Source organism: Candidatus Poribacteria bacterium, from assembly GCA_026706025.1.
Classification (GTDB): Bacteria; Poribacteria; WGA-4E; order WGA-4E; family WGA-3G; genus WGA-3G.
In genome coordinates, this window is record JAPOZO010000103.1 from 17,683 (window position 1) to 42,621 (window position 24,939).

General features: G+C 48.4%; 19 protein-coding genes. 7 read left to right on the top strand and 12 right to left on the bottom strand.

Annotation, left to right across the window (positions count from 1 at the left end):
• The 5 genes from OXH00_26335 to OXH00_26355 all read left to right on the top strand — a co-directional run bounded on the left by OXH00_26335 (position 1) and on the right by OXH00_26355 (position 4,838).
• The gene (locus OXH00_26335; protein MCY3744551.1) at positions 1–852 is read left to right on the top strand and encodes a PfkB family carbohydrate kinase; all 852 of its coding nucleotides are present in this window, start codon (positions 1–3) and stop codon (positions 850–852) included.
• A gap of 189 nt (positions 853–1,041) precedes the next feature.
• Positions 1,042–1,923, top strand: a complete 882-nt coding sequence (locus tag OXH00_26340) for a hypothetical protein (protein ID MCY3744552.1) — start codon at positions 1,042–1,044, stop codon at positions 1,921–1,923.
• Between the two features lie 67 nt (positions 1,924–1,990).
• A complete protein-coding gene (locus OXH00_26345; protein ID MCY3744553.1) occupies positions 1,991–2,791 on the top strand; it encodes a TIM barrel protein in 801 nt (266 codons plus the stop codon).
• A gap of 18 nt (positions 2,792–2,809) precedes the next feature.
• Positions 2,810–3,913 carry a Zn-dependent alcohol dehydrogenase gene (locus tag OXH00_26350; protein ID MCY3744554.1) on the top strand — a complete coding sequence of 368 codons (1,104 nt, stop codon included), beginning with the start codon at positions 2,810–2,812 and terminating at the stop codon, positions 3,911–3,913.
• Between the two features lie 148 nt (positions 3,914–4,061).
• Positions 4,062–4,838 carry a methyltransferase domain-containing protein gene (locus OXH00_26355; protein MCY3744555.1) on the top strand — a complete coding sequence of 259 codons (777 nt, stop codon included), beginning with the start codon at positions 4,062–4,064 and terminating at the stop codon, positions 4,836–4,838.
• A gap of 234 nt (positions 4,839–5,072) precedes the next feature.
• Here OXH00_26355 and OXH00_26360 read toward each other — a convergent pair whose 3' ends face one another.
• The 6 genes from OXH00_26360 to OXH00_26385 all read right to left on the bottom strand — a co-directional run bounded on the left by OXH00_26360 (position 5,073) and on the right by OXH00_26385 (position 13,385).
• A complete protein-coding gene (locus OXH00_26360; protein ID MCY3744556.1) occupies positions 5,073–7,895 on the bottom strand; it encodes a TonB-dependent receptor in 2,823 nt (940 codons plus the stop codon).
• Between the two features lie 83 nt (positions 7,896–7,978).
• The gene (locus OXH00_26365; protein MCY3744557.1) at positions 7,979–8,929 is read right to left on the bottom strand and encodes a PfkB family carbohydrate kinase; all 951 of its coding nucleotides are present in this window, start codon (positions 8,927–8,929) and stop codon (positions 7,979–7,981) included.
• A gap of 83 nt (positions 8,930–9,012) precedes the next feature.
• Positions 9,013–10,095, bottom strand: coding sequence for a Gfo/Idh/MocA family oxidoreductase (locus tag OXH00_26370; GenBank protein MCY3744558.1), 1,083 nt, complete (start codon positions 10,093–10,095; stop codon positions 9,013–9,015).
• A gap of 144 nt (positions 10,096–10,239) precedes the next feature.
• On the bottom strand, positions 10,240–11,121 hold the full coding sequence (locus OXH00_26375) for an NAD(P)-dependent oxidoreductase (protein MCY3744559.1): 882 nt from the start codon (positions 11,119–11,121) through the stop codon (positions 10,240–10,242).
• A gap of 19 nt (positions 11,122–11,140) precedes the next feature.
• Positions 11,141–13,096, bottom strand: coding sequence for a hypothetical protein (locus OXH00_26380; protein ID MCY3744560.1), 1,956 nt, complete (start codon positions 13,094–13,096; stop codon positions 11,141–11,143).
• A 139-nt stretch (positions 13,097–13,235) separates the two neighbouring features.
• A complete protein-coding gene (locus tag OXH00_26385) occupies positions 13,236–13,385 on the bottom strand; it encodes a hypothetical protein (GenBank protein MCY3744561.1) in 150 nt (49 codons plus the stop codon).
• Positions 13,386–13,659: 274 nt separating this feature from the next.
• On the opposite strand from OXH00_26385, the gene OXH00_26390 reads away from it, so the two are divergent.
• Positions 13,660–14,709 carry an acetylxylan esterase gene (locus OXH00_26390; GenBank protein ID MCY3744562.1) on the top strand — a complete coding sequence of 350 codons (1,050 nt, stop codon included), beginning with the start codon at positions 13,660–13,662 and terminating at the stop codon, positions 14,707–14,709.
• A gap of 13 nt (positions 14,710–14,722) precedes the next feature.
• Here OXH00_26390 and OXH00_26395 read toward each other — a convergent pair whose 3' ends face one another.
• Entirely contained in the window at positions 14,723–16,153 is a 1,431-nt protein-coding gene (locus OXH00_26395) for an undecaprenyl-phosphate glucose phosphotransferase (GenBank protein MCY3744563.1), read from the bottom strand.
• Positions 16,154–16,428: 275 nt separating this feature from the next.
• Between OXH00_26395 and OXH00_26400 the strand changes: the two genes are divergently transcribed.
• A complete protein-coding gene (locus OXH00_26400; GenBank protein ID MCY3744564.1) occupies positions 16,429–17,517 on the top strand; it encodes a Gfo/Idh/MocA family oxidoreductase in 1,089 nt (362 codons plus the stop codon).
• Positions 17,518–17,601: 84 nt separating this feature from the next.
• Here OXH00_26400 and OXH00_26405 read toward each other — a convergent pair whose 3' ends face one another.
• From OXH00_26405 to OXH00_26425, 5 genes are all read right to left on the bottom strand, one after another.
• A complete protein-coding gene (locus tag OXH00_26405; protein MCY3744565.1) occupies positions 17,602–18,666 on the bottom strand; it encodes a hypothetical protein in 1,065 nt (354 codons plus the stop codon).
• 20 nt (positions 18,667–18,686) lie between these two features.
• The gene (locus OXH00_26410; GenBank protein ID MCY3744566.1) at positions 18,687–19,760 is read right to left on the bottom strand and encodes a hypothetical protein; all 1,074 of its coding nucleotides are present in this window, start codon (positions 19,758–19,760) and stop codon (positions 18,687–18,689) included.
• A gap of 41 nt (positions 19,761–19,801) precedes the next feature.
• Complete coding sequence (locus OXH00_26415; protein ID MCY3744567.1) at positions 19,802–20,881, bottom strand: hypothetical protein; 1,080 nt, start codon at positions 20,879–20,881, stop codon at positions 19,802–19,804.
• Between the two features lie 65 nt (positions 20,882–20,946).
• Positions 20,947–21,975, bottom strand: coding sequence for a hypothetical protein (locus OXH00_26420; GenBank protein MCY3744568.1), 1,029 nt, complete (start codon positions 21,973–21,975; stop codon positions 20,947–20,949).
• Positions 21,976–22,094: 119 nt separating this feature from the next.
• Complete coding sequence (locus tag OXH00_26425) at positions 22,095–24,872, bottom strand: hypothetical protein (protein ID MCY3744569.1); 2,778 nt, start codon at positions 24,870–24,872, stop codon at positions 22,095–22,097.
• Positions 24,873–24,939 lie beyond the last annotated feature (67 nt).

Consider the following 24,939-nt stretch of genomic DNA (forward strand, 5'->3'; position numbering starts at 1 on the left):
ATGAATACATCCCCCCAAAAGTCCACAACCTTTCTGTCAATTGGTCACTTCTGTTACGATGTCTCGCCAAAGGGTTACATTCTTGGTGGATCCGCCTCATACTCAACATTGACTGCGCGGAACCTTGGTCACCGTGCCCGCGCGGTTACGGCTGTCGGTGCCAACTTTGACCGGCGAAATTCGTTGTTAGACGGAATAGAAACGGTTTATCATGAATCCCCTGACACAACGATTTTTGACAACCAATACGACGAAAAGGGACATAGACAACAATTTATCTTAGGAATCGCGCAGCAACTCAAAGGGAACGATGTCCCTGCTGAATGGCGTAGAAGCAATATCGCGTACTTGTGTCCGATCGCAGATGAAGTTTCTGCTGAAGTCGTTCACTGTTTTAGCGCGGACACATTAATAGGTGCAACACCACAAGGTTGGCTTCGGCAATGGGATGCCAACGGTAGAGTCACAGCAAAGCGGTGGGAAACAGCGAAAGAGATTTTACCTTATATTGATGTACTAATCCTCAGCGATGAAGACCTTCGGAGCTATCCCGATGAATTAGAGAAATATATTGGCTTAGCACCTATTGTTGTGCTAACGCAGGGCGCACGAGGGGCAACACTTTTTCAAAACGGCACACAGTTTGAATCCGAGGCATACCCTGTTACGGAGGTAGACCCGACGGGGGCAGGTGATGTTTTCGCCGCCGCTTTTTTAATTAACTATTATCAAAACCGCTCAGTAGAGGCAGCCCTTAACTTCGCACACTGTGTCGCATCCTTCGCCGTAGAAGGTGCTGGCACCTCTTGTATTCCAAAGTTCGTAGAAGTTATGTCAAGACTACAAATATAGTGCGTCAGAGCCTTTCAACTTCGGTTTTCCGGTGCTTTTGTCAAGGAAGTCGCTATTCGGAGCGTGCTTCTACAGTGAAGAATGTAGAACCGACAGTCTAAAATTTCGGAAAACTAAATGGCCCTGCATAGTTCGTGAAAATTAGAGAGGATCGCTCTTAAAGAAAAAACACATTCGTGGGAAAAATTTATGGCAATTAACTACGACTTCATTGCATACTGCAGTAAAACATCACCGACGCATTGGATCATCGGGATGAAAACTATTCAGGGAGAAGTGCCCCTGGATATCGTGATACCTGACGAACAGGCACCTCCGGAAGATCCTGACAACCCCGAAATCATCGGTGTGTTGACGGCGGAGGGATTAGAACGAGAGAGCACCGATGGATTTGAACTCTACCGATACCTTCGACAGTTAAACCCGAAAAAAAGTGACGCATTTGGCTACAACGAGGTCGTAATTCGGAATATACATAGTCGTCTAAGAGCCCTGCGGGTTGGTGAAGAACTCCAAGCGCAAGTCACATACACCGAGCGGAAAGAACCGTATAGATCGTTTTCGTACCATATTAAATTAATAGGCACCTTTGCAACCTCAGATGCGGAGTCGCCTAATCTCGCCGGAACTGAACTTGGTACGTCACACACTCCAGACGAAGATACGCAGCCTCCAGAACAAATAAGTCCGGATAACCGTTCAGAGCAGCAGGTTCATAATTCAGAGCAGCAGGTTTATAAAACGACCAACACCTTAGAGAAACTCATCGCCTTCACGCAAAACCTACAACAAGAATTGAAACAGACAAAAAGAGATCTCGAGTCAACGGTAGATAAGGTTGAACAATTAGAGAACGAGTACCAAAATTTTCGTGAAATGCAAGAACTGATTCAAGAGGTACTTGATCGGCTGACCCGCTTAGAAACTATGGATTCGCGAATTCAATATCTTGAGGCGGATCGACAGCGACTCCAAGACCTGCAACAACTCTTACGGAAATTCTTTGTAGCCTTGAATCAACAGACCAAGACCCTGCTTCAAGAACATGAGGATCAGACTCCAATTCAGTAAATAACCAGACTTGAAAAACGCCAGTAGATGATTTCGTACGCCACTCGGCGAAAAGGAGAAAATTTTCATGATGAAATTGGGGACCATGTCTCTGAATGTGAGAAATACGACTGCGACTGCTTTCGCACAAATAGTCTACGATCTCGGTTTTGACGTTATCGAACTGCATTCAAGCGCGTTTGAATCCACCGACGCTGACTACCTACGAAACCTAAAAATGAATCTCATGCGGAAAGGGCTGCCGTTAGGTTACATCGGTGTTAGCAATAACTTTGGGAAGCCTGTTGCTGAACATCCGGAACAAATTGCACTCATCAAGCAGTGGATCGACGTTGCGGCTTTTATGAGCTGCCCGATCGTCCGAGTGTTTGCCGCCTATGTGCCGGAAGATTGTGAAGATGAGGAAACTTTGTGGCCACCTATGATTGAAGCTTTCAAGGAGGTCGCTGAGTACGGTTATGAATCCGGGATTCTCGTTGGACTTCAGAACCACAACCACAACAATGTTACACGCGACGGTGAGGCCGTCCTGCGTGCTTTGAATGGAACGGATCATCCTTACTTCACACACATTTTGGATACCGGTCAGTATGCAGGGTCTCCTGGCGCGAGTGGACACCGCGGGTCTTCACATCCGGGCTACGACTGCTATGCCAGCATTGAACAGACAGCACCGCATGCTGTTTATGTCCGAACCAAGTTTTATGAAATAGATAGCGGTGTTGAGGAATGGCTGGATTACCCGCGCGTCTTGGACATCCTGCGGGGTGTCGGCTATAACGGCTGCCTCTCAGTCGTATATGAAGGTCAGTCTGATCCGATTGAATCAATGCGTAAAGCGAGAAGTTATCTGGAGTCTTTGTTGTAGACGTGAAGGGAGCGAAAAATGAAAACGCTTGCCGCTGTTATGTATGAACATAACGAACCGGTCGTCGTTGAGGAACTTGAATTAGATGAACCGAAGGCAAACGAAGTCCTCGTCCGCACTGCTGCGAGTGGGGTCTGCCACTCAGACCTGTCAGTCGTCACGGGTGCTATCTATTACGATGCCGCTGTCGCCCTTGGACATGAAGGTGCGGGGATTATTGAACGGGTTGGCGCGGATGTAACAGATTTTCAGCCGGGCGACCATGTAATCTTGTCTTTCGTCAGCTATTGCGGCGGTTGTCGCATGTGTCAGATGGAAAAAGTCTGTCTGTGCGAAAGTTACGATGTCCCGCGCGGGTTCCAATTGGACGGCACGTATCGTCTGCATAACGGATCGGGAGACGGTATCCTCCAGATGGCACGAATTGCGACGATGGCGGAATACATGGTTGTACCACAACAAAACCTCGTGAAAATCGACAAGGATTACGCGTTAGAAAAAGCAGCACTCGTGGGTTGTGGCGTAACAACAGGCGTTGGAGCAGTACTCAATACCGCGAAGGTAGAACCCGGCAGCTCCGTAGCGGTTATCGGGACAGGGGGCGTGGGTCTGAACGCTATCCAAGGCGCGGTACTCGCACAAGCGGAACAGATTATTGCCGTCGATATTGCTGAGAAGAAACTTAACTTTGCGAAAAGTTTTGGGGCAACGGCTGTCGTCAACGCGGCAACGTCTGACCCAGTCGAAGCGGTTCGCGAATTGACCGATGGTCTTGGGGTAGACTACGCCTTTGAAGTCATCGGAAATCCGAAGACCATCGTGCAAGCGTATAAGATGGTGCGGGCGGCTGGCACTGCTGTTATCGTCGGCATGGCACACCACGAGATGGATGTTAGTATTCCGGCACAGCACCTCGTCTCAACGGAGCGGCAACTGATCGGTTCGTTTTACGGTTCGTGCCACCCACGGGTGGATATGCCAAAACTTTTGAGATTGTACACGGAAGGCAAACTGAAATTAGACGAACTCATTACACGGCACTATCGGCTTGAACAGATTAACGAGGCGTTCGCCGATATGGAAGCCGGCGAAAATGCGCGCGGTGTTATTGTTTTCAATTAACCCTTCCTATAGTCCTACAGGCCGGTTTGAAAGCAGCGAAACTCAACACATCGCATTTCGGAGACAGGTTATAACTCTCAACAATTGGTTTTTAGAAAGAAATCGTCTTAACTGACAACTGATAACCGACAACCGAAAACCAACTAACATGAAGTCCATCCACACAGCCGTTCGAGAACAGTTTAGCCAGCACGCAGACTATTACGCACAGAGCAGCGCGCATGCGAAAGGGGATACGTTAGATGTCATCCTCGACTTTGCGGAGCCGACAGGGACAGAGCGGACGTTAGATGTTGCGACAGGTACAGGTTTCACAGCGTTCGCGCTTGCACCGAAGGTTGCATACGTAGTCGCCACGGATCTGACCCCAGAAATGGTGGCAAAGGCAGCTGAATTGGCGGAGGCACAAGCAATAGAGAACATTACGTTTTCTGTCGCTGCTGCGGAGTCTCTGCCGTTTGCGGCTGCCTCGTTAGATTTGGTGACCTGTCGGCTTGCCCCCCACCATTTTCAAGATGTCCCGAAATTTTTGAGCGAGGTCCATCGGGTGCTACGAACAGATGGACTTTTTTGCCTCGCAGATTCCGTTTCCCCTGAATCAGAAAAGTTAATAGCGTGGCAGAACCGTGTAGAGGCACTTCGGGATGATTCGCACGTTTATGGCCGTCCACCCTCGCAATGGGATACGATGATTACGGATGCTGGGTTCTCACTTGAAAAGACAGCACACGTCCGCAACGCCCAGATGTCGTTTCTGTGGTGGGTACGTCCAGAGCAAAACCCACCGGAGGTCGTGCAGGGGATCCGTGATGCATTTGCACAGCTCTCACCTGATGAGGCACGAGAGCATTACACATTTGAACCTGCCGGTGATGATTTCTATTTCTCCTGGCCCATGTACGCCGTTAAAGCGAGGCGTGTGTAAAATCTGTCAGCGGTAGACGTTATTGCGGTCTATTTTTGACACCTTCATAACGGACCATCAGTTGGCCTCCAATTATTCTCCCGGGACCCATAGACCAACTTAAATCACATTATAATCAGGACCTATGCAAACTTCTTCGCTGGCAAGGTTTGTAGCCTCGCCAGCAGCCGTAATATGTAAGTCTCATGGAAAAATTGCGTAAGTCCTTGTCTAAACTTCTTTACGCTATAGTGTTTAAAAAGCCTGGGTCAGACGTACCATTGACAAACGTCCAATTTCTGGAGATCCGATAAATTGCTGGTGCTTACGGTTCAGAAGATTTTGCACAGTGAATGAAAGCCGTGGTCTGGGACCGATCGGTATTTCATAACCGGCATTTAAATCAATCGTATAATACGATTCAATATCACCGACGTAAACCCCTGATCTCACAGGGAAGCCTGCCACAAAACGCGTCCGCAGTCCTACCCCGAATCCAAGATCGGTATTAAGGTACTGAACGTTTGCCCCAAATTTATTTTTAGGCGCGTTGAGCGCGATATCGCCGAGTCCATCAACATCTTCAAAAAGATCTTTACTGACAAACGAATAATTTGCACCGAAACTCAAACTCGGATTGAGGTAATAGGTAAATGTCAGATCTAACCCGTTGAGCGAAATATCGCCATAGTTTCGATAGGTCAGCATAATCGCATTTGGATCTGCTGCCTGTTCGGGTGTGACCGTGCCAAAGGGTATGAAAGCAGAACCGTTGTTTTCAGTGCCCGCTACAAACAATTTGACCAACTCATCAACAGGCGAACCATTGCCGTTACCACCTTGAGCAGGCGCGTCAAACGCAAGCAGTGCTTGCTTAAGCCCTGCATTTACTGGATCCGCTAACGCCACTATCATCTGTTCACCTAAGGAGGCACCTAATGTTACTGGATCCAAAAAAACATTTGGGGTTTCGACGACCAACGGACCGACGAAATCGTTAATTCTTGAATGGTAGACATCGGCGGAAAACGCCAACTTATTCATGAGAATCCCTTTGTAGCCGATCTCATACGTCTGCGTAATCGTCGGCTTAAGCGGGTTAACATCATTTACACCTTCAACGTCAATAAAGTCTCCTGCCTGCGGATCAAGCGAGCGTAAAACATTTTTCACACCCGTCACCTGTTTTGGAATGAGATTATCAAATCCATCGGCGAGGGCTGCGATTACGGGGTCTTGGAACCCTCCTGCGGTTAAACCTGCTTTAAAAGTTGGGAGTGCTGCACTCATGACAGCACTTCTCCCGACGTTCCACATAACGTTAGTAAAAACTGGATCATCAAGTGGAATGTAAGCCTCTGCTGGCAAATCCGCTAACGGTGAGAAGGGAGAACGAAACTCCGGGCGACCATCCGTACTTCTTTTGAAGGTGAACCCTGTTTCGGAGCGGACCCCTTGTGCCCGTATATCAATATTCGGACTGAAGCCTAACGCTGGTTGAAAGTTAGCACCTAACTGAAATGGGTCTTTTGCCGATAAAATATCAAGAAATAGGTCGGAGGTTCTCGGCGTATTGAAGGCACGGTTATAGGTTATTCTAAAGTTATGGTCGTCATTGGGTTGCAACGCAAGTGCGACGCGCGGGGAAAGGACGTAGTCTTCAAGTTGATTGTGGTCATCAATCCGTCCGGCAGCAATGAACTTTAATTGTGGAAGGAGTTTGGTCTCTGACTGCAAATAGGCACCTATCTCGTTAATGTTGTCGTCCTCCTCATTGATACCATTAATTGTCATTTCCGTATCGGGACGGGTCAACAACACATCCAGCCCATAAGTAAAGCGTTGCCGATTGCCAAAACTATAGCCGTGCTGAATCTGCCCGACATACAGGTCAGAATTGTCAATAGTCGGATCACCGCTCCGCACGACATAAGTATCCCCAGCGTTGCTCCGATTCCAAAAGGCTTGCGCAAAGAGATCTTTATGAACGAACCGTCCTTGGAGGTAACCGTATGTCCAATTTTGGGCTTGACCGGCACCGATCCCTGTCAGTTCAATACCGGTGGCTTGCGTGAAACCGCTGGCAATAATGGCAGTTGTGTCAGCGTTTGGACTATAATCAACCCGAAATTCGCCACTCGCTTTGTAAGTGTCAAATATCAGTCCACCTGCCCCTTCAATATCCTCTTTTGCGCGTCCCTCTTCCCAATCGCTTCCCCGAAAATAATTGCCCGAAAACTTATAGCCGATCGTCTCGTTGATAACGCCCGCATGTCGAAGCGATCCCATAAGTATACGCCGTTCACCACCGCCAATACTAACGGTTGTACCTTGGGATGTAAATGGTGAGCGAGTGATGATGTGCATGACCCCGTTGGCACTATTTGGACCGTAGAGTGCCGCACCAGGCCCCGAGACGACTTCAATCTGTTCAATATCTTCGCTTGTAGTAGGAATGAAACTGTAACTATTGACCCGCAGTGAAGGCACACTTGCAATCCGATTATCCACAAGTGACAGGAGTGACCCCGAAAAGACATTGTTGAAACCACGGACAACAACATACGATGCCCCGAGTCCGGCACTAACAACATCCACCGCACGCACTGATTTTAAGTGCTCGGTAACACTCGGTGCGACTCGATCCTTTATCTCCGAATCTCCTACAAGGGCAACTGATGCGGGTGCCTCAAGTACCTTTTCTTGACGGCGCGATGCCGTAACGGAGACCTGCTCAAGTTGGATAACCTTTGAAGAGAGCGCAATTTCTATAGACTTCGTTTCGTCGGCGGCAAGCGCGATATTTGTCACAACTGCATCGGCATAACCCGGTGAAGATGTTGTAATTGTGTAGACACCTGCAGCTAAATCTGTAATTTCAAGCGTGCCTTTTGTCCCGCTCACGCCTGTAGTGGCATCACCAGTCTTGGGTGTGACGGTAACGGCAACACCGTTCAGTCTATTACCCGTTTGGGTATCTCCTACAGTGATGTTCAAGGTAGCGGCTTCCACCGATCCCACAGCGACCAAAAAAATAATGCATAAGGATAAGACAACAAATAGGCTTAATGATTTCACGATATGATCTCCTTTATATATAAATAGCATTTACTTTTTACATGCGCCAAACAATATTGTTTAAAGGTAGCGACTTCGGTTACTTATAGGAAATTTTCAATCTCAGAATGCGTTGGCAGCGAAGGAATCACGCCGACTTTCTGGATCGCTAATGCGCCAGCAGTGTTCGCATATCGCATGATAGGATCCAACTGATCTTTTTCAAGCGCAGTAAGGTCCATATACTGCCTTAATTGTGTGAGCATGGCAGCGACGAAGGCATCCCCCGCCCCAAGTGTATCCACCACGTTAACTGTAAAGCCGTCGACAAAACCGTCAGCAAAACCGTTTGTGTAATAACATCCGCGTTCACCCAATGTAACAACGAGCAACTTCACACCGAGTCTAAGGATACGTTTAATGCCTCGTTCCAAATCTGCATCACCTGTAACAAATTCCCACTCCTCATCTGAAATTTTGACGACATCGGCGTAGGGCATCACCTCCCAGATCCAACGTTTGGCATCTTTGGCATTGTCCCAAAGCATCAATCGCAAGTTCGGGTCATAGGAGAGGCGTGCGCCGCCCGCTTTTGCTGACCGGATCGCATGGAGCGTTGCTTCTCGGCTCGGTGAATGACTGAGGCTAACAGAGCCGTAATGGAACAGTTTTGCAGATTGAACATAACCGGTATCAATTTCATCGGGAGAGAGTTGAATATCGGCACCCGGGTGCCGATAGAAGGTTATGTCCTTCATACCGTCGGAACGCGTGGCAACGAAGGCTAAAGTCGTCCGAGAGGTTTCGCCTGCGATGAGATGAGCGGTATCAACACTGTTCTGTTGGAGGGTTTCACGTAGAAAATCACCGAACGCATCCGCGCCGACTTTGCCGATGAACCCAGCATCCACGCCAAGTTTGGCTAAACCGACGGCAACATTGGCGGGCGCGCCACCGGGGGCTTTGACGAATCCAGGTGCTTCGGCGAGTGTTACATCAGGTGTTGTAGAAACAAAATCGATAAGAAGTTCACCAATACATAAAGCTTCTGGCATAAGGTTATATTCCTTCAAAATACGTGTCTGGGTACCGCTGGCGAGGTTTCCAACCTCACTACTTTTGCCCGCGTTCTAACAGTTTAAAATGTAGTGCGCAAGTCTTGTGCTTGCCCTGCTTCTGCTGACCGGTAGCCAGCATCAAAAATCTCTATGACATGCCGGGCATGCTCTGCAGTGACAATTGTCGGTTTATCCTCGCGTATCCAGTCTACGAGCTGCATAATATCCTCATAGACGTGTGATTCCTGAATGTTACGATGCGGTCCCACGACGTGCGGTAGCTCCCTTTTTGGAGCATCAATTGGTTCTCCATTAAGGGCACTGCCTTCAATTGCTCCGGCTGTTCCATGAATCGCTAACCCGCCTTTGATAGCGTGTCCTGCTGCGGCACCGTAGATAAAACCGAAGAAGGCATCGCCGAAATCAAGGAGAATAAAGGTGTTATCGTCCATATCGCAGGGAAGCATCTCACCTCGGAATTCACGTTCCTTGACGCGAACGCCAGAGAACGCGGTTACACGCTTGGCAGGTCCGAGGATACCCGTCATCGTGTGCAGACCGTAGACAGTCATATCGTAGAGCGGACCGCCGCCCGGTTTGCGGAAATACCATGCTGGATTGATATTAGAAAGCATGTCGTCGCCGTGTCTAACGGATTCGTTTTCGTGGTATCGTCCGAAAGAGGAGCCCGTGGCGGCCCATGTCAATGTTCCGATGGCACCCTCGTTAATGAGTCTGCGAATTTCTTGATGGATTGGACGGAGCATCTGCCCAGGGGAAGCGACTAACTTCACGCCTTTACGTGCTGCTGATTCAATCAGGTCGTCCGCTTCATCGACGGTAGTTGTCATCGTCTTGTTGAAATGCGCGTGCAGCCCGTGTTCAATTGCGAGTTTGCCCTGTTCGTAATGCAAACCGATGGGTGAAGCAATCGTAACGGCATCTACATGTCCATCCGCTAAGAGTGCTTCGTAGGTTTCATACGCGTATGGGACATTGAATTTTTCAGAGGCGGCTTGTGCCCGACCCGGAACAGGGTCACAGACAGCGGTTACCTGTAATCTATCTTGCACATCGTCTTGTGTGAGATGCGGAAGGATGCCACGCACCGAGATACTTCCTACACCGATGACACCGATGCGTACTCTGTCACTATTTGACATAATATTTCCTCCAATTTTGGCTTTCGGCTGTCAGCAATCGGATTTCAGCAATTAGCCATTGGCTATCAGCCTTCAGCCTTCAGTAAAAGAGGTTTCTGATTAAATCAAACACTTCTTTGCTGTCTGCTGATGGCTGACTGCTATTTACCGCCATGATGTTTCGTGTTGCCATCCTACAGCATTTTTGAGTTTGTCGCAATTGATAAACGATTGATGCCCCTGAAGCGCTCTCACTTTTGGAAGGAATTCGGGTTTAAAACGCGCAACGAGTTCTTGAGAAGGTTCCAATGCCGAAGTATCATCTGCGTTTAGAAAATAGACATCGTGCGGCGACAGCATGTCTGCCTTTTCCATAATCAGGCGGTGCGCGCTGGCAACATCTTCACTGCCTACCCAACACCAGAGCCACGGTGTCCAAGCAGTTGTCGGTTTGGCATTTTCAGCCATCTGCTTTCGCCGTTCCTCTGGACTGATACCTGCCGGACGTGTAATATATGTTCGGATACCGTACGCACGGGTATAACTCGCCAACAAATCCTCGCCGCAGCGTTTAGAGAAACTATAAGAATCTTCAGGGTAACACGGATGGTCTTCATCTATCGGCAGATAGTCTATGGGAATGTGGGTTTTGCTGATCCGAAACCCGTGTCCTAATGCGCAATTGCTGCCGGACATCACGACCGTTTGGACATCTGCCTCAATCGCGGCTTGCATGAGGTAGTAGGTGCCGAGCATGTTCGTTTTGAAGGTTGCATCGAAGGGGATACCCCTCTCTTCAGCACTTGCCCGTAAATCTGGGTGGTCTACGGGGCCCGGTTGTGCCCCGAGGTGTTGGATAGCGTCCACACCTTCAACGGCACGCTGACAGTCCTCAAAGTTGTTCAGATCGCCTTGAATAAAGGGCAGATGTGAGAATTCGTCGGGTGGCGTTCTGCGCGACATTAGTACCAGCGAGTGTTCTGTTGCCAATTCTCGGATCACATACTCGCCGAGTCTACCGCTTGCACCAGTTATCAATACTTTCATAAAACATCCTTTCATTATCTTATTTCGGTGTGATGTCCCACAATAACACTGTGCCGTCCCAACCCCCGCTGGCAAGCGTCTGTTCATCTGGACTAAACGATACGCTATTGACCTGACTGGTATGCCCGGTGAGCGTTCGCAGGACATAACCAGTTTCGACATCCCACAAACGGATCGTGTCGTCAAAACTCCCACTGGCAAGCGTCTGTCCGTTCGGACTAAACGATACGCTTTTAACATCATCCGTATGCCCGGTGAGCGTTCGCAGCAGCCCGCCACTTCTAACATCCCATAAACGGATCGTATCGTCATCGCTCCCGCTGGCGAGCACTTCACCATCAGGACTAAACGATACGCTACTGACACAATTCGTATGCTCCGCGACGGTACGCAGAAGATTCCCAGTCCCAACATCCCATAAACGGACAGTTTCGTCCTTACCCCCGCTGGCGAGCACTTCACCATCAGGACTAAACGATACACTAATGACATAATCTGTATGTCCGGTGAGCGTCCGCAGGAGATCGCCAGTCCCAACATCCCACAGACGAATAGTTTTGTCAAAACTCCCGCTGGCAAGCGTCTGACCATCCGGACTAAACGATACGCTATTGACATGATCGGTATGCCCGGTGAGCGTCCGCAGGCGGGTACCAGTCCCAACATCCCATAAACAGACAGTTTCGTCCCAACCCCCACTGGCGAGCATTTGATTATCAGGACTAAATGACACACTAATAAGACTACTCGTATGTCCGATGAGGGTCCGCAGGAGGGTACCAGTCCCGGCATCCCATAAACGGATAATTTTGTGATAATTCCCGCTATCTGCGAGCATCTGGCCATCCGGACTAAACGATACACTACTGACATGATACATATGTCCGGTGAGCGTCCGCAAGAGATTACCAGTCCCGACATCCCATAAACGAATAGCTTGGTCACCACTCCCACCGGTGAGCAACCACTTGTGTTTGCTGACAAGCGTCTCACCATCCGGACTAAACAAAACTCTAACGACACTTCCTGTCTGCTCCGTGAGCGTCCGCAGGAGGGTGCCAGTCCCAACATTCCATAAACGAATAGTTTTGTCAAAACTCCCGCTGGCAAGCGTCTGACCATCCGGACTAAACGACACACACCTGACCTGACCGGTATGCCCGGTGAGCGTCCGCAGAAGATCGCCAGTCTCCACGTCCCATAAACGGATAGTTTTGTCTTTATTTCCAGCACTGGCAAGCACCTCACCATCAGGACTAAACGATACGTTTCTGACCCAATCTTTATGCCCCGCGAGGGTGTGCAGAAGGTCCCCGGTGCCGACATTCCATAAACAGACAGTTCCATCTTTACTCCAACTCGCAAGCACCTCACCATCAGGACTAAACAACATGCTTATGATTGAATCTGTATGCCCTGTGATTGTCCGCTGGAGGCCGCGCCTTTTTACATTCCATAAATGGATAGTTTCCGCACTATTACTGGCGAGCATCTGCCCATCCGAACTAAACGAGAGACTAACGATACTACGTAACGAATACTCAGTGAGCGTTCGCAAGGGACCACCATTCTTTACATCCCATAAACGGATAGTTCTGTCCTCACTCCAGCTGGCAAGCACCTCACCATCCGGACTAAATGATACACTTCTGACCCAATCCTTATGCCCCGTGAGCGTGTGCAGGAGATGCCCACTCTGGACATCCCATAAACGGACAGTTTCGTCAAGACCACAACTGGCAAGCATCTGACTATCCGGACTAAACGAGATGCTATTGACATAATCTGTATGACCTGTAAGCAGGTTGCGTTCTTCACCGGTGTGTGCATCATATAGCCAAATACCAATGGTCCCCGATACCGCAAGGAGCGTGCCGTCCGGAGAATACTCGACATCAATTATTGAGCCTTTATTGAGGCGCGCTTTGACCCCTTCGGGTAGACCCCACGTCGTATGGGAAGCGCGAGCTTTCATAACACCCTTCTGTTCCTTGTGGACCGAAACGGGACCCACACAACCCACAAAGTGAAACAGTATGAACAAAAGGGGTAATAACGCAACTAACAACCTGCTTGATTTCAGATAGCGTGCTCGGATTTTCATAAAATTTCCTTTAATGTTTTTTGGTGCGTTTGAGCAACTTCGTCAACTCCAGTTGCGAATGATACCAATCTGCGTATTTACCGTAGATGCGGTAGTATCGCTGCTCCAATGCGATAAAGCGGTTACGAACATCGCCAAGTTCATCAAACAGGTTACCCAAACGTTTGTTTTTCGGATAGATATGTATCTTATACTTGTTGGTTCGTATACTATCAGTATATCATATTATCGACTGAATCACAAGTCATAAACACAATGGCAACGCGCTTTTCTTCGCCTGTTAAAGCAGAGACTCCAGTCCAAAGAAGCTGATGAGTCGTTTGTGTTTTTTGCAGAACGGTTTTGCGAATTGAATTGACAAGGATAAGAGTGTCGTCTATGATTGTGGCATTACAGCAACATTGCAAATATTATCAATCGGATTGAAATTTTTTATGGGGGACCAAACAGTGTACAACGCTGAAACACATTTCAAGAACCTATATGACACCGTTCCGAGGCAGTATGAATTTCAGGCGACTACACAAGAAGAGTTGGTGGCATGGCAAGCCAACTTTCGTCCAGAATTGAAGAAGATCCTCGGTTTAGATAATATGGAATCCGATTTAGCAGGGTATGTCCCGAAAGCCGAACAACTCGAAGTCTTGGATATGGACAACCACTTCCGCGAAAGCTGGTATCTGTGGGTAGAACCGACGGTCCCGCTGCCGTTTTATCTGCTTCGTCCGAAAACGATTGAAGGCAAACTGCCGTTGATTCTTGCACCACATGGACATAATCATCCGCATATTTATGCAGGTATCGCTGGCACAGAAGCAGAAGAAAAACATATGCTGGAAGGTGAGCGCGACATTGCACGGCAGGCGGTTGTTGAGGAAGGTTATATTGCCATTGCACCGACAACGCGGGCGTTTGGTGAAACACGCACTGATGCCGATAAACAAGCCGATAATACGCACTCCTGCCGACACCAGTTGGTTCATAGCATACTTGTTGGGCGCACCCCAATCGGTGAACGGGTGTGGGACATGTCGCGCCTCATTGATTGGGCAATCAAAGACCTGCCGGTAGATGCCGAACGGATCGCGATTACCGGTAATTCTGGTGGCGGGACAGTCTCGCTTTTCGCGGCGGCATGCGAGACGCGCATCTCAGTTGCCGTGCCGAGTTGCTATTTCTGCACATTTGAAGGGAGCATCGGCATGATCCGCCATTGCGAATGTAACTATGTGCCGGGAGTCATGCGGCTTGGAGAGATGTATGATGTCGCAGGTTTAATCGCGCCGCGTCCATTTTGCGCGGTTGCAGGACGCGATGACGGAATCTTCCCAATAGACCACGTTGAATTCGCTTATGAACGGTTAAAAGAAATCTATACAGTGGCAGGTGTCGAGGATAGGTGTGAACTTTTTATTGGGGACGGTGGACACCGCTATTACAAAGCGGGTGCATGGCCCTTTGTGCGTCGGTACTTCGAGAAATAAACAGAAGCTATCGCTAACCTTTTTTGATTGCCCATAACGTTTTCAAAATGATCTTGATATCCAAGGCGAGCGACCAATTTTCGATGTAGTACCGGTCATAAGAGATCCGCTCTTCAAGAGAGGTGTTGCCCCGCAAACCGTTGACTTGTGCCCAACCGGTCATACCCGATTTGACGCGCTGCCGTGCGAGATAATGCGGAATCGATTCACTGAACGTGTCAATCAGACCCGACATCTCTGGTCTCGGTCCAACGAGACTCATATCGCCCTTGAGGACATTGAAAAATTGAGGCAATTCATCTAAACTCCAGCGTCTGAGAAATTTGCCGAGCGAGGTCTGTCTCGGATCGTCGGTTTCTGCCCAGACATGCCCCACTTTGTACTCGGCATCGGCGCGCATAGAACGGAATTTGTAGATATTGAAAGGCTTTCCGGCTCTGCCGACCCGTTCCTGCCGAAAAATCGCTTTGCCGGGCGATGTCAGGCGTATAATAACCGCGATTGCTAACATGAGCGGACTTAACACTATCAAGGCAAACAGACTGAAAACGATGTCTATCAGACGTTTGACGATACCGCTCACGCCCTGCATCGGTGTCTCCCGCAATTGTAGCACCGGTATACCCTCAAAAAGAGTGATAGCGTTACCGCCGATGATAAATTCGGAGAGTTCCGGTAGAACATTAATTTGGATAGGGACGCCTTCGCAGACGTGGAGGATTTGGAGGATAGCGTCATTCGGCACCGCAGGCGATAAAATAAAGAGTGTGTCAAGCCTATGTTTTTGCACGATTTCAAGTATATTCTGACCTTCAAGGTACTGGACACCCAAATCGTCAGCGTCTGCTGTTTCGGTGACGATCCCTACCAATTCGTATCCACTATTCGGTTTCGTCTGCAAAGTATTGATAAACTGCTCAGATCGTGCGTCATAACCGATGAGTGCTACACGACTCACACCGACACCTTGTGCATGAATTGCCTGACGAAAACGATGGAGAACGAGTCGCCCGAAAAACAACCAAACGAGACTGAAACCAGCGGCGAGCAGCATGACCCAACGTGAGTAGGCATCATGGTGATAGATGAAAAAGAGGGCGGCTAACGTGGCAATGAGCGCGATACCAGAGGCTTTGCAAAGTGTCCAGAACGCTGAAACGGTCGCGTTGCTTTCGAGTCGATAGAGTCTTAATGCCTTCAGCGTCGTCAACCAGATAATCGCCATCAACGGAATGAGTCGGAAATAGTCATCAAGTGGCGGGGTGCCGCCTTTATGTAACGCGAGGGTTTCAGGTATCCAACCGGATTCAAACCGAACCCAATACGCGACAACAATTGCGGTGGCAACGAAACAGAGATCAAATAAAACTGTAAGCGCGATTAGCAAATGATCGAGCGTTTTCTTGTTCATTGACGGAATATAGGTTGGAATTTGCAAACCCATGTTGAAGTATGGGCTGCCTCAAGTTACCTCTCATATCTATTGGGCATTGACTCTCTGAAAACTGGTTGAAGTCCGCAACAGTGGTGCGCTTGCAGACGGGTTAAAGTATAGCAGATTTGTGCTGCGTTGGCAAATTAAAATAGGCACTATCAAGGATTGAGACAACATCAAAGTTGATGATAAATTATACATAACGTGCTATGCTATCATTATAGACTTTGGGAGCGCAAGTTTTGGAAGTTCGGAAGTTACGCCGAAATCGGAGGAGATACACAATGGCGAATCAACTGAAAGTGGGGATTGTTGGTGCACATCGCGGCAGTTCTTATGTCGCGCCTTTTAAAGCGATCGCAGAAACCGAGGTGACGGCGTTCTGTGACCTCAATGAAGACACGCTTCAGGGCGTCACTGAACGGTTTGATGTCCCGCAGCAGTTTACAGATTATGGAGCAATGCTGGACGCGGTGGATCTTGTCGTGCTTGCAACACCGGAAAATCTGCACGTACCGCAGTCGATCGAAGCGTTGGAAGCCGGAAAACACGTCATCAGCGAAGTAACTGCCGCTGTCAACTTAGAGGAATGCTACGATTTAGTGCGGGCGGTTCGGAAGGCATCTGCGAAGTATACGATGGCTGAAAATACGTGTTATTCTAAGTCCAATGTGCTGATCCGCAGCATGGTAGAGGCGGGTATGTTCGGGGATGTCTATTTCGGAGAAGGCGAATACCTCCACAACATTAAGTCGCTCCATCACGATGCAGAAGGCAATCCAACATGGCGTTATTACTGGCAAGTCGGTATTAATCGGTGTAATTATGCAACGCATAGCCTCGGTCCAGTACTCCAATGGTTTGGCAGTCGTGTTGCGAGTGTTTCTTGTCTCGGTACTGGCGTTAACACTGACCCTGAGCATGCGATGGAAGATACGGTGATGATGCTGTGTAAAACGGACTGTGGTGGGTTAATTAAGATTCGGATTGATATGCTCTCGAATCGCCCAGCAAATTCCTATTTCAGTTTACAAGGGACAGACGGGTGTTATGAGAGTTCGCGTGGACTCGGTGCAGCGCCGAAACTCTGGTTAAGCGAGTTCGGCATAAGTGAACAGTGGCGACCACTCTCCCAATTTGAAGACTGCCTACCCGAACGGTGGAAAAATCCGCCTGCTGAGGCTGAAAATGCTGGCGACCTCGGCGAGTATTTCAAGGTGCGGGACTTCGTTGATAGTATCCTGACTGATACAAATCCGCCGCTGGATGTTTATACGGCGATGGATTTCACGGTGCCGGGCTTGGTCTCAGAGCAATCTATTGCGAACGGTGGTACGCCGATAGAGGTTCCAAATTTCCGAGAGATTGAATGATAAATGGCAATTGATCAGCGTGCATCGTCTGCATCACGTCTGCGCCGAAGAGGTAGTATTGCAAAAGATGCACTATGATTATTTTCACTGGTGTGGCAATTTTTTCAAGATGGCTTCAGCGGATTGAATATAATTTTTATTTTTCCCTTGTTCAGCGACCCGCTGTAGATACATTTGTGCCAGTCCCGCTTCACCACGATAATAGAATGTTAAGCCTATGTAGAATTCATAGGTCTCAACATGGATGTCGAATGCTCCATATTTTTCTCCTTGAATCAGTTTATCGCGCCACTTTAACCTACTTCTTTCATACAGCAGATGACGATTATACAGCCGCAATAACTGAATGAGGAACTCGTCATTGTCGACATAGAATTTTGCGTTATTCAAGACATACGCGATGCCATCCCAGGCATAGCAATTTATCCATGTCGGACGCTCCAATGTAGTGTCCAGATAAATTCCGTGGGGAATTTTGATTTCGTAAATGCCGTCGTTATCCAAGTCAACGTAGCCTTTAGCCAGATCTCCATGATACCCGTAGCGGCTGAAGACTACCCGGAACTCGCCTTTCTGAAACGAAATCACAGCAACGGCATTACCGGCAAATTTAACCCATAAGTCTAAAGTGCCATCACCTGTCAAATCCACAACTTCAAAGGAGGCACCCCTATGTCCGTGACTATCTTTCGGCGGTTCTCTGAAAGTGAATGCGGGACTATGAAGTTCAATGGCTTTCGTTGGCACCTCAAAATCATGCTTACTCGTCTCAAAAAATGTAAAAAAATCTTTTTTCTTCGGAATCCCGCCCGTCCCAGTTTCATCAGCAATCAGCAGAAAGGCTTGGCCCCAGTCGTCCGTGTCTCCGCTCGTTCCTGTCTCAGCAAGGATTAGAACAATGGTTTCTTTTTCGGGGGTGTCATCAATATTCGCGGTGGCTTTCATCCAGGTATTGTAAAAGTGTCCTTTTGGTGCTGGGGTCGGAAAAAAGCGGTGATACTCTCGACCTTCAGAAAAATTCCATCGCGGATATCGTTGATACTCGACATCAGAGGTTTCGGGCGTTGAGGGGGCAGCACTGACTGCCCAACCGCTCAGCATCAACGCGATAGAAAGCACCCAAAGGCAGCTTTGAGTATGTTTCTTCATAATTATTGGCTCCCATATTTTCATTTTGGTGGTGACGGCAATTTTTTCAAGATAGACTCAGCGGCTTGAATATAATTTTCATTCTTGCCTCGTTCAGTGACATGCCATAGGTACGCGCGCGCCCTTGCCTCATTGCCACCATAATAGTGCGCTAAGCCCATGTAGAATTCACACGTCTCAGCATAGAAGGCAAATTTTCCAGACTTAATGAGTTCAATCCGTTGAGGCGTCCACTTTGAGATCTCTCTTTCTCGCCTCAGCCAAGCGTTATAGTGTATCATGAGTTGAATCAAGATGTCATTACCACGTGTATAGAATTTGGCGTTATTCAAGACATACATGTTTCCATTCCACTCATAGAGGTTTATCCATGTGGGACGTTCCGTTTTAGGATCGCGCGGGTAAACACTGTAGGGCATCTTGATTTCATAGATGCCATCATTATCCAAGTCAACGTATGTCTTAGCCAGATCTCCATGATCCCCGTAGCTGCCGAAAATTTGCCTGAACTCGCCGTTCTGAAACGAAATCACAGCAACAGCATAGCCAAATTCAACCCATAAATCTAAGGTGCCATCGTCCGTCAAATCAATGAGTTCAAAGGAGACACTCTGAGCTTTATGAGAATCTTTCGGTGGTACCCAGAAGACGAACGGAGGGTTCTGAAGTTCAATGGCTTTCGCGGCTGGCACCTCCAACGCATGCGTCCCCGAATCAAAAAGTTTGAAAAAGGCCTTTTGATTCGGCAGACCTTCCTCGGTCTCAGCTTCAGTAATCAGGAGAAACATTTGTACCCAGTTGCTGGAGAACACGTCCCTGCTTGTAGCAGCAACCACTATAACAACGCTCTCTTTTTCAGGCGTATCATCAATATTTGCAGACGCTTGGATCCGGGTATCGTAAAAGAGTCCCTCTGGTGCCGGGGCAGGCAAAAAACTGTGATACTTTTGACCATCAGGATCATTTGGGGACTCGTAATAATAATACTCGACTGCAGAATTTGTCGTCTTAGAGGTATCCGCATTTACAGCAAAAGAACTGAGTAGCAGCGAAATACAAAGTGCTAAAAGTGTGGTTTGAAGATGCGACTTCATGGTTTTTGTCTCCGATTCGGTTGTCTGATGTCGGTTTATTTTCATCTTTGCGGCGGTGGTGATTTCCAGATAGATTTTATGGCTTGAATGTAATCTTGATTCTGTCCATGTTCAAGGATCCACTGTAATTCCGATGGCATTCCGTCCAGATCATGGTAGCGTATCAACTCGTTTGCCACGCTTGAGAAACTTATTTTGCTCTGACGATAGTAGTGTACCAGCCCTAAGTAGAATTTGTATGTCTCGCACAAGTTGATAATACTTCCATGTCGCAGCAGCGTATAATTATATTCGTTCAATAGGCGAATGAGGAACTCGTTATTATCGGCATAGAATTTTCGGTTATTCAAGACATAATCGGTGCCATCCCACTCGTAAAGGCTCACCCACGGCAGGTTAGGCGCGCCAGGAACCTCGTCAACAGGTATGCTATAAGGTATCTTGATTTCGCAGGTGCCATCATTATTCAAGTCAACGTACTCAGCATTAGGCAAAAGCCCGGAAACCGTGTAGCAGCTGAAGATTACCTTGAACTCGCCATCCTGAAACGAAATCACAGCAACAGCATAGCCGAATTCAACCCAGATATCTAAAGTGCCATCGCCCGTCAAATCAACGAGTTTAAAGGTTGCAGCATTGCGAGACTTCAGAGAATCTTTCGGCGGCTCAGTGAAGACGAACGCCGGACTCTGAAGTTCAATAGGTTTTGCGGCTGGTACCTCCAACGCATGCGTCCCCGAATCAAAAAGCTTGAAAAAGGCTTTTTTCTTCAACACGCCTGCCTCGGTTTCATCAGCGATCAAGAGAAATGCTTGGACCCACTTGCCTGCGAATGGGTAGTACTCCGTTGTAGGAACATCAAGCAGCATTAAAACAACGGACTCTCTTTCGGGGGTGTCATCAATATTAGCGGCGGCTTTCAGCCGAGTGTTGTAAGAGAGTTCTTTCGGTGCAGTGACCGGAAAAAAACGGTGATACTTTTGACCCTCACGCCAAGAATACCGTTGATACCGGATATCAGAATTTGTCGTTTTAGAGGTATCCGCATTCACGATAGAAAAAGAACTGAGTAGCAGCAAAATATAAAATGCTAAAAGTGTGGTTTGAAGATATGGCTTCATGGTTTTTGTCTCCGATTTGACCGGTCTGATGTTAAACGCGGGCAGTTAATTTTTTCAAACCCAATCTATCTTCGTGGTTTCGCCAGTTTTTTCAAGAGGAACTCAGCGGCTTGAATATAATCTTGTGCTTTATCCATTTGGGTATACTTTCGCTTCTCAGCATGTTCGACGACCCATTGTAGGTGCTTTCTCGCCATTACTGCATTGCCGCGATAATAGAATACCAATCCTAAGTAGAAACTGTATGGCTCATATCTTCCATATCGAACCAACAGATCATTGTACTGGTCCAATAATGCAATGAGAAACTCGTCATTCTCGGCATAGAATCTTTCGTTATTCAAGACGTAAGTGTTTCCATCCCACTCGTAGAGGCTTATCCATCGCACATATCGCACCCCCGGAAGATCGACCATATGTATGCTGTATGGAAGCTTGATTTCGTAGACACCATCATTATCCAAGTCAACATATTCTGGACTCTGATGCCTAGGGTTCATATAGTAGCTGAAGACTACTTTGAACTCGCCATTCTGAAACGAAATTACAGCAATAGCCTCACCAAGGTCAAACCATACGTCTAAAATGCCATCGCCTGTCAAATCTACGAGGCTAAAGGGGACACCGTGCCCCGGATAACTCCCTGAGGCAAAGACGAAGGGTGGCTTCTGAAATTCAATGGCTTTCGCTGGATCATTGAGATCAGAAGTGGCTGAACCCAAAAATTTAAAAAATGCTTTTTTCTTCGGCACACCTGTCTCGGTTTCATCAAGAACCAGCAGAAACGCGTGTGACCAGTTGCCCGCGAATGCATCATGTCCTGAATCAGCAACTATTGAAACAATGGTCTCTTTTTCCGGGGTGTTATCAATATTTGCAATGACTCTCTGCCGAGTATCGTAAAAGAGTCCTTCTGGTGCCGGACCAGAAAAAAAACGGTGATACCTTTGCCCTTCGGGATCACTTGGAAAATCGTAATAGTGAGACTTGACCTCAGAAGTTTTAGGGGTTGCGGTATCAGCACTGACTGTCCAACTGTTGAGTATCAACCAGATAGAAAGCCCGAAAAGAAGGGGTTGGATGTATTTTGCCACAATTTTTTCTCCTATACATTGTTAGATTTCAATCCGTGTGATGTCAGACAAAGTAGGTGTCGGTAAACTATTGACGTGAGTTCGGTATAAAATACACAAAAACTCGGATTTCATGAAATTCAGTCAAAAACGGATTCCGGTGTGAGTCCCCACAACAGCACTGTGCCGTCCGGACTGCCAGTAATGAGCGTCTCTCCATCCGGCGAAAACGCAACGCTATTGATGCCCCCTGTATGCCCTGTGAATATGCGGACGCGGAGACGGTTGGCGGTGTTCGCATCCCATAAACGCACTGTACGATCCTGGCTGCCAGTCGCGAAAATCTCTCCATCCGGCGAAAACGCAACGCTATTGACCCAATCAGCATGCCCTGTGAGTGTGCGGATCGGATTGCCCGTGTTGGCATTCCACAAACGCACCGTATTGTCACGACTCCCGCTAACGAGAGTCTCCCCATCCGGCGAAAGTGCCACACTATTGACCCAATCCGTATGCCCTGTGAGTGTGCGGAGGAGGGTGACAGTGTCCGCTTCCCATAACCGGAGTGTCTTGTCCCAACCGCTGCTAACGATAGTCTCCCCATCCGGCGAAAACGCAATGCTACGGATCCTACTTGTATGCCCCGTGAATGTTCGGAGGAGTTTTCCGGTGTTCGTCTCCCATAACCGGAGCGTACTGTCCCGACTTCCGCTAACGATAATCTCCCCATCTGGTGAAAACGATACACTACCAACTCCATCCGTATGCCCTGTGAATGTTCGGACGAGGTCACCCGTGTTCGCATCCCATAAACGCACCGTATTGTCACGATCCCCGCTAACGATGGTCTCGCCATTGGGTGAAAACGCAACACTATTGCCACCATCCATATGCTCTATGAGTGTGTAGAGAAGGGCACCGGTACTTGCATCCCATAAACGCACTGTATTACTCACACTAATGATCGTTCGTCCATTGGGCGAAAACGCTACGCTCTCGACCCAAGAATGTCCATACCTCCCGAATGCTCGGAGGCGTTCGCCCGTGTTCACATCCCATAAACGAAGCGTATCGTCCTGAGTCCCACTAACGATGGTCTCTCCATCCGGTGAAAACGATAAGCTCTTGACCGAACTGTTATCCTTTGTGAATGTTCGGACGAGATCGCCGGTATTCACATCCCATAAACGGATATTGTAATGACTCGCGCTAGCGAACGTCTGTCCATCCGGCGAAAACGCTATACTCTCGACTGAATTTGTATACTTTGTGAGTGTTTGAATGAGGTTGCCAGTGTCTACATCCCATAAACGGATTGTATCGTCACTACTACCGCTAACGATTGTTCGTCCATCGGGTGAAAGGGCTACACTATTGACCCCATCTGTATGCCCCGTAAATGTTCGGACGATGTGACCGGTGTTCACATCCCATAAACGCACCGTACTGTCCCAACTCGTGCCAAGGATTGTTTGTCCATCGGGAGAAAACAATACATTATCAATCGAACTCCTATACCCCTCGCGTGTGTGAATGGGGTTACCGGTGTTCGCATCCCATAAACGGAGGGTGCCGTCCCACCCCCCGCTAACGAGTGCCTGTCCATCCGGCGAAAACGCTATGCTCTCAATCGAACTCGGATATCCCGAGCGTGTTCGGAGGAGGTTGCCTGTGTCCACATCCCATAACCGGAGCGTATCGTTCCGACTGGCACTAACGATCGTTTTTCCATCGGGTGAAAACGATACATTCTCGACCCAATCTACATGCCCTATCAGTGTTCGGAGAAGTTTGCCCGTGTTCGCATCCCGTAACTGGACTGTCTTGTCCTTGCTACCAATAGCGATCGTTCGTCCATCAGGTGAAAATGCTACGCTAAGGACCGGACGCATATCCTCTCTGAATGTTCGGAGGAGGTTGCCCGTGATTGCATCCCATAAACGCACCGTACGGTCCTGACTCCGAGTAGCGATCGTTCGTCCATTAGGCGAAAACGCTACGCTAAGGATCCAACCTGTATGCTCTGTGATTGTGTCGATGACGGCGCGGGTATTTACATTCCATAACCGGACCGTTTTATCGCTACTGCCACTAACTATCGTTCGTCCATCCGGCGAAAACGCTACACTATTCACTGAATCTACATGCCCTGCGAATGTGTGGAGGAGATCGCCGGTCTCAACAGCCCATAAACACATCGTCCTGTCCCGACTCGCACTAATAACTGTCTTACCATCAGGCGAAAACACTACGCTCTTAACCGAATACGTATGCTCCATGAGTGTGTGGAGGAGTTTGCCAGTATCAACATCCCATAAACGCACCATCCTATCACTACTGCCGCTAACGAGCGTCTCACTATCCGGGCTAAAGCCTACGCTACTGACCGAAGCCCTATGCCCTGTGAATATACGGACGAGGTCGCCCGTGCTGGTATCCCATAACCGGACCGTCTTGTCACTACTGCCGCTAATGATAGTCCCTCCGTCTGGACTAAACGCTACGCTATTGATGCCCCCCGTATGCCCTGTGAATGTCCGGACGGGATTGCCAGTGTTTGTGTCCCATAAACGGACCGACTTGTCCCGACTCCCGCTAATGATAGTCTCGCCATCCGGACTAAACGCTACGCTATTGACCACATCCGTATGCCCTACGAGCAGATCGAGTTCTTCACCTGTCTCCACGTCATAAAGCCAAATACCGACACTACTCGCCACAGCAAGGCGCGCACCATCGGGGGCGTAGGCAAGCGCGGAATAAGCGGTTTCGCTTATCCAGCCTTTACCGAGACGCGCTTTCGCACCCTCAGGTAGACGTAGTTGCATATAACCCTCATACTCGGCGAAGGTTTCCGATAAGGACAGCGTTGAAATCAAAATAAATGCCAAAAAAATCGAAAACAACTTTGCTTTCATGGAAAGTCTCCTCTTTTTAACGATGGACGAATTGATTGAATCGGTAAACTATTGACGTGAGTTCGGC

What these genes read in the sequence shown, in the direction of transcription:
- OXH00_26335 (MCY3744551.1), top strand. Translation starts at nt 1, where the DNA reads ATGAATACATCCCCCCAAAAGTCCACAACCTTTCTGTCAATTGGTCAC.
- OXH00_26340 (MCY3744552.1), top strand. Translation starts at nt 1,042, where the DNA reads ATGGCAATTAACTACGACTTCATTGCATACTGCAGTAAAACATCACCG.
- OXH00_26380 (MCY3744560.1), bottom strand. Translation starts at nt 13,096, where the DNA reads ATGAAAGCTCGCGCTTCCCATACGACGTGGGGTCTACCCGAAGGGGTC.
- OXH00_26350 (MCY3744554.1), top strand. Translation starts at nt 2,810, where the DNA reads ATGAAAACGCTTGCCGCTGTTATGTATGAACATAACGAACCGGTCGTC.
- OXH00_26365 (MCY3744557.1), bottom strand. Translation starts at nt 8,929, where the DNA reads ATGCCAGAAGCTTTATGTATTGGTGAACTTCTTATCGATTTTGTTTCT.
- OXH00_26410 (MCY3744566.1), bottom strand. Translation starts at nt 19,760, where the DNA reads ATGAAGTCGCATCTTCAAACCACACTTTTAGCACTTTGTATTTCGCTG.
- OXH00_26370 (MCY3744558.1), bottom strand. Translation starts at nt 10,095, where the DNA reads ATGTCAAATAGTGACAGAGTACGCATCGGTGTCATCGGTGTAGGAAGT.
- OXH00_26425 (MCY3744569.1), bottom strand. Translation starts at nt 24,872, where the DNA reads ATGAAAGCAAAGTTGTTTTCGATTTTTTTGGCATTTATTTTGATTTCA.
- OXH00_26415 (MCY3744567.1), bottom strand. Translation starts at nt 20,881, where the DNA reads ATGAAGCCATATCTTCAAACCACACTTTTAGCATTTTATATTTTGCTG.
- OXH00_26355 (MCY3744555.1), top strand. Translation starts at nt 4,062, where the DNA reads ATGAAGTCCATCCACACAGCCGTTCGAGAACAGTTTAGCCAGCACGCA.
- OXH00_26400 (MCY3744564.1), top strand. Translation starts at nt 16,429, where the DNA reads ATGGCGAATCAACTGAAAGTGGGGATTGTTGGTGCACATCGCGGCAGT.
- OXH00_26390 (MCY3744562.1), top strand. Translation starts at nt 13,660, where the DNA reads ATGGGGGACCAAACAGTGTACAACGCTGAAACACATTTCAAGAACCTA.
- OXH00_26345 (MCY3744553.1), top strand. Translation starts at nt 1,991, where the DNA reads ATGATGAAATTGGGGACCATGTCTCTGAATGTGAGAAATACGACTGCG.
- OXH00_26405 (MCY3744565.1), bottom strand. Translation starts at nt 18,666, where the DNA reads ATGAAGAAACATACTCAAAGCTGCCTTTGGGTGCTTTCTATCGCGTTG.
- OXH00_26395 (MCY3744563.1), bottom strand. Translation starts at nt 16,153, where the DNA reads ATGGGTTTGCAAATTCCAACCTATATTCCGTCAATGAACAAGAAAACG.
- OXH00_26375 (MCY3744559.1), bottom strand. Translation starts at nt 11,121, where the DNA reads ATGAAAGTATTGATAACTGGTGCAAGCGGTAGACTCGGCGAGTATGTG.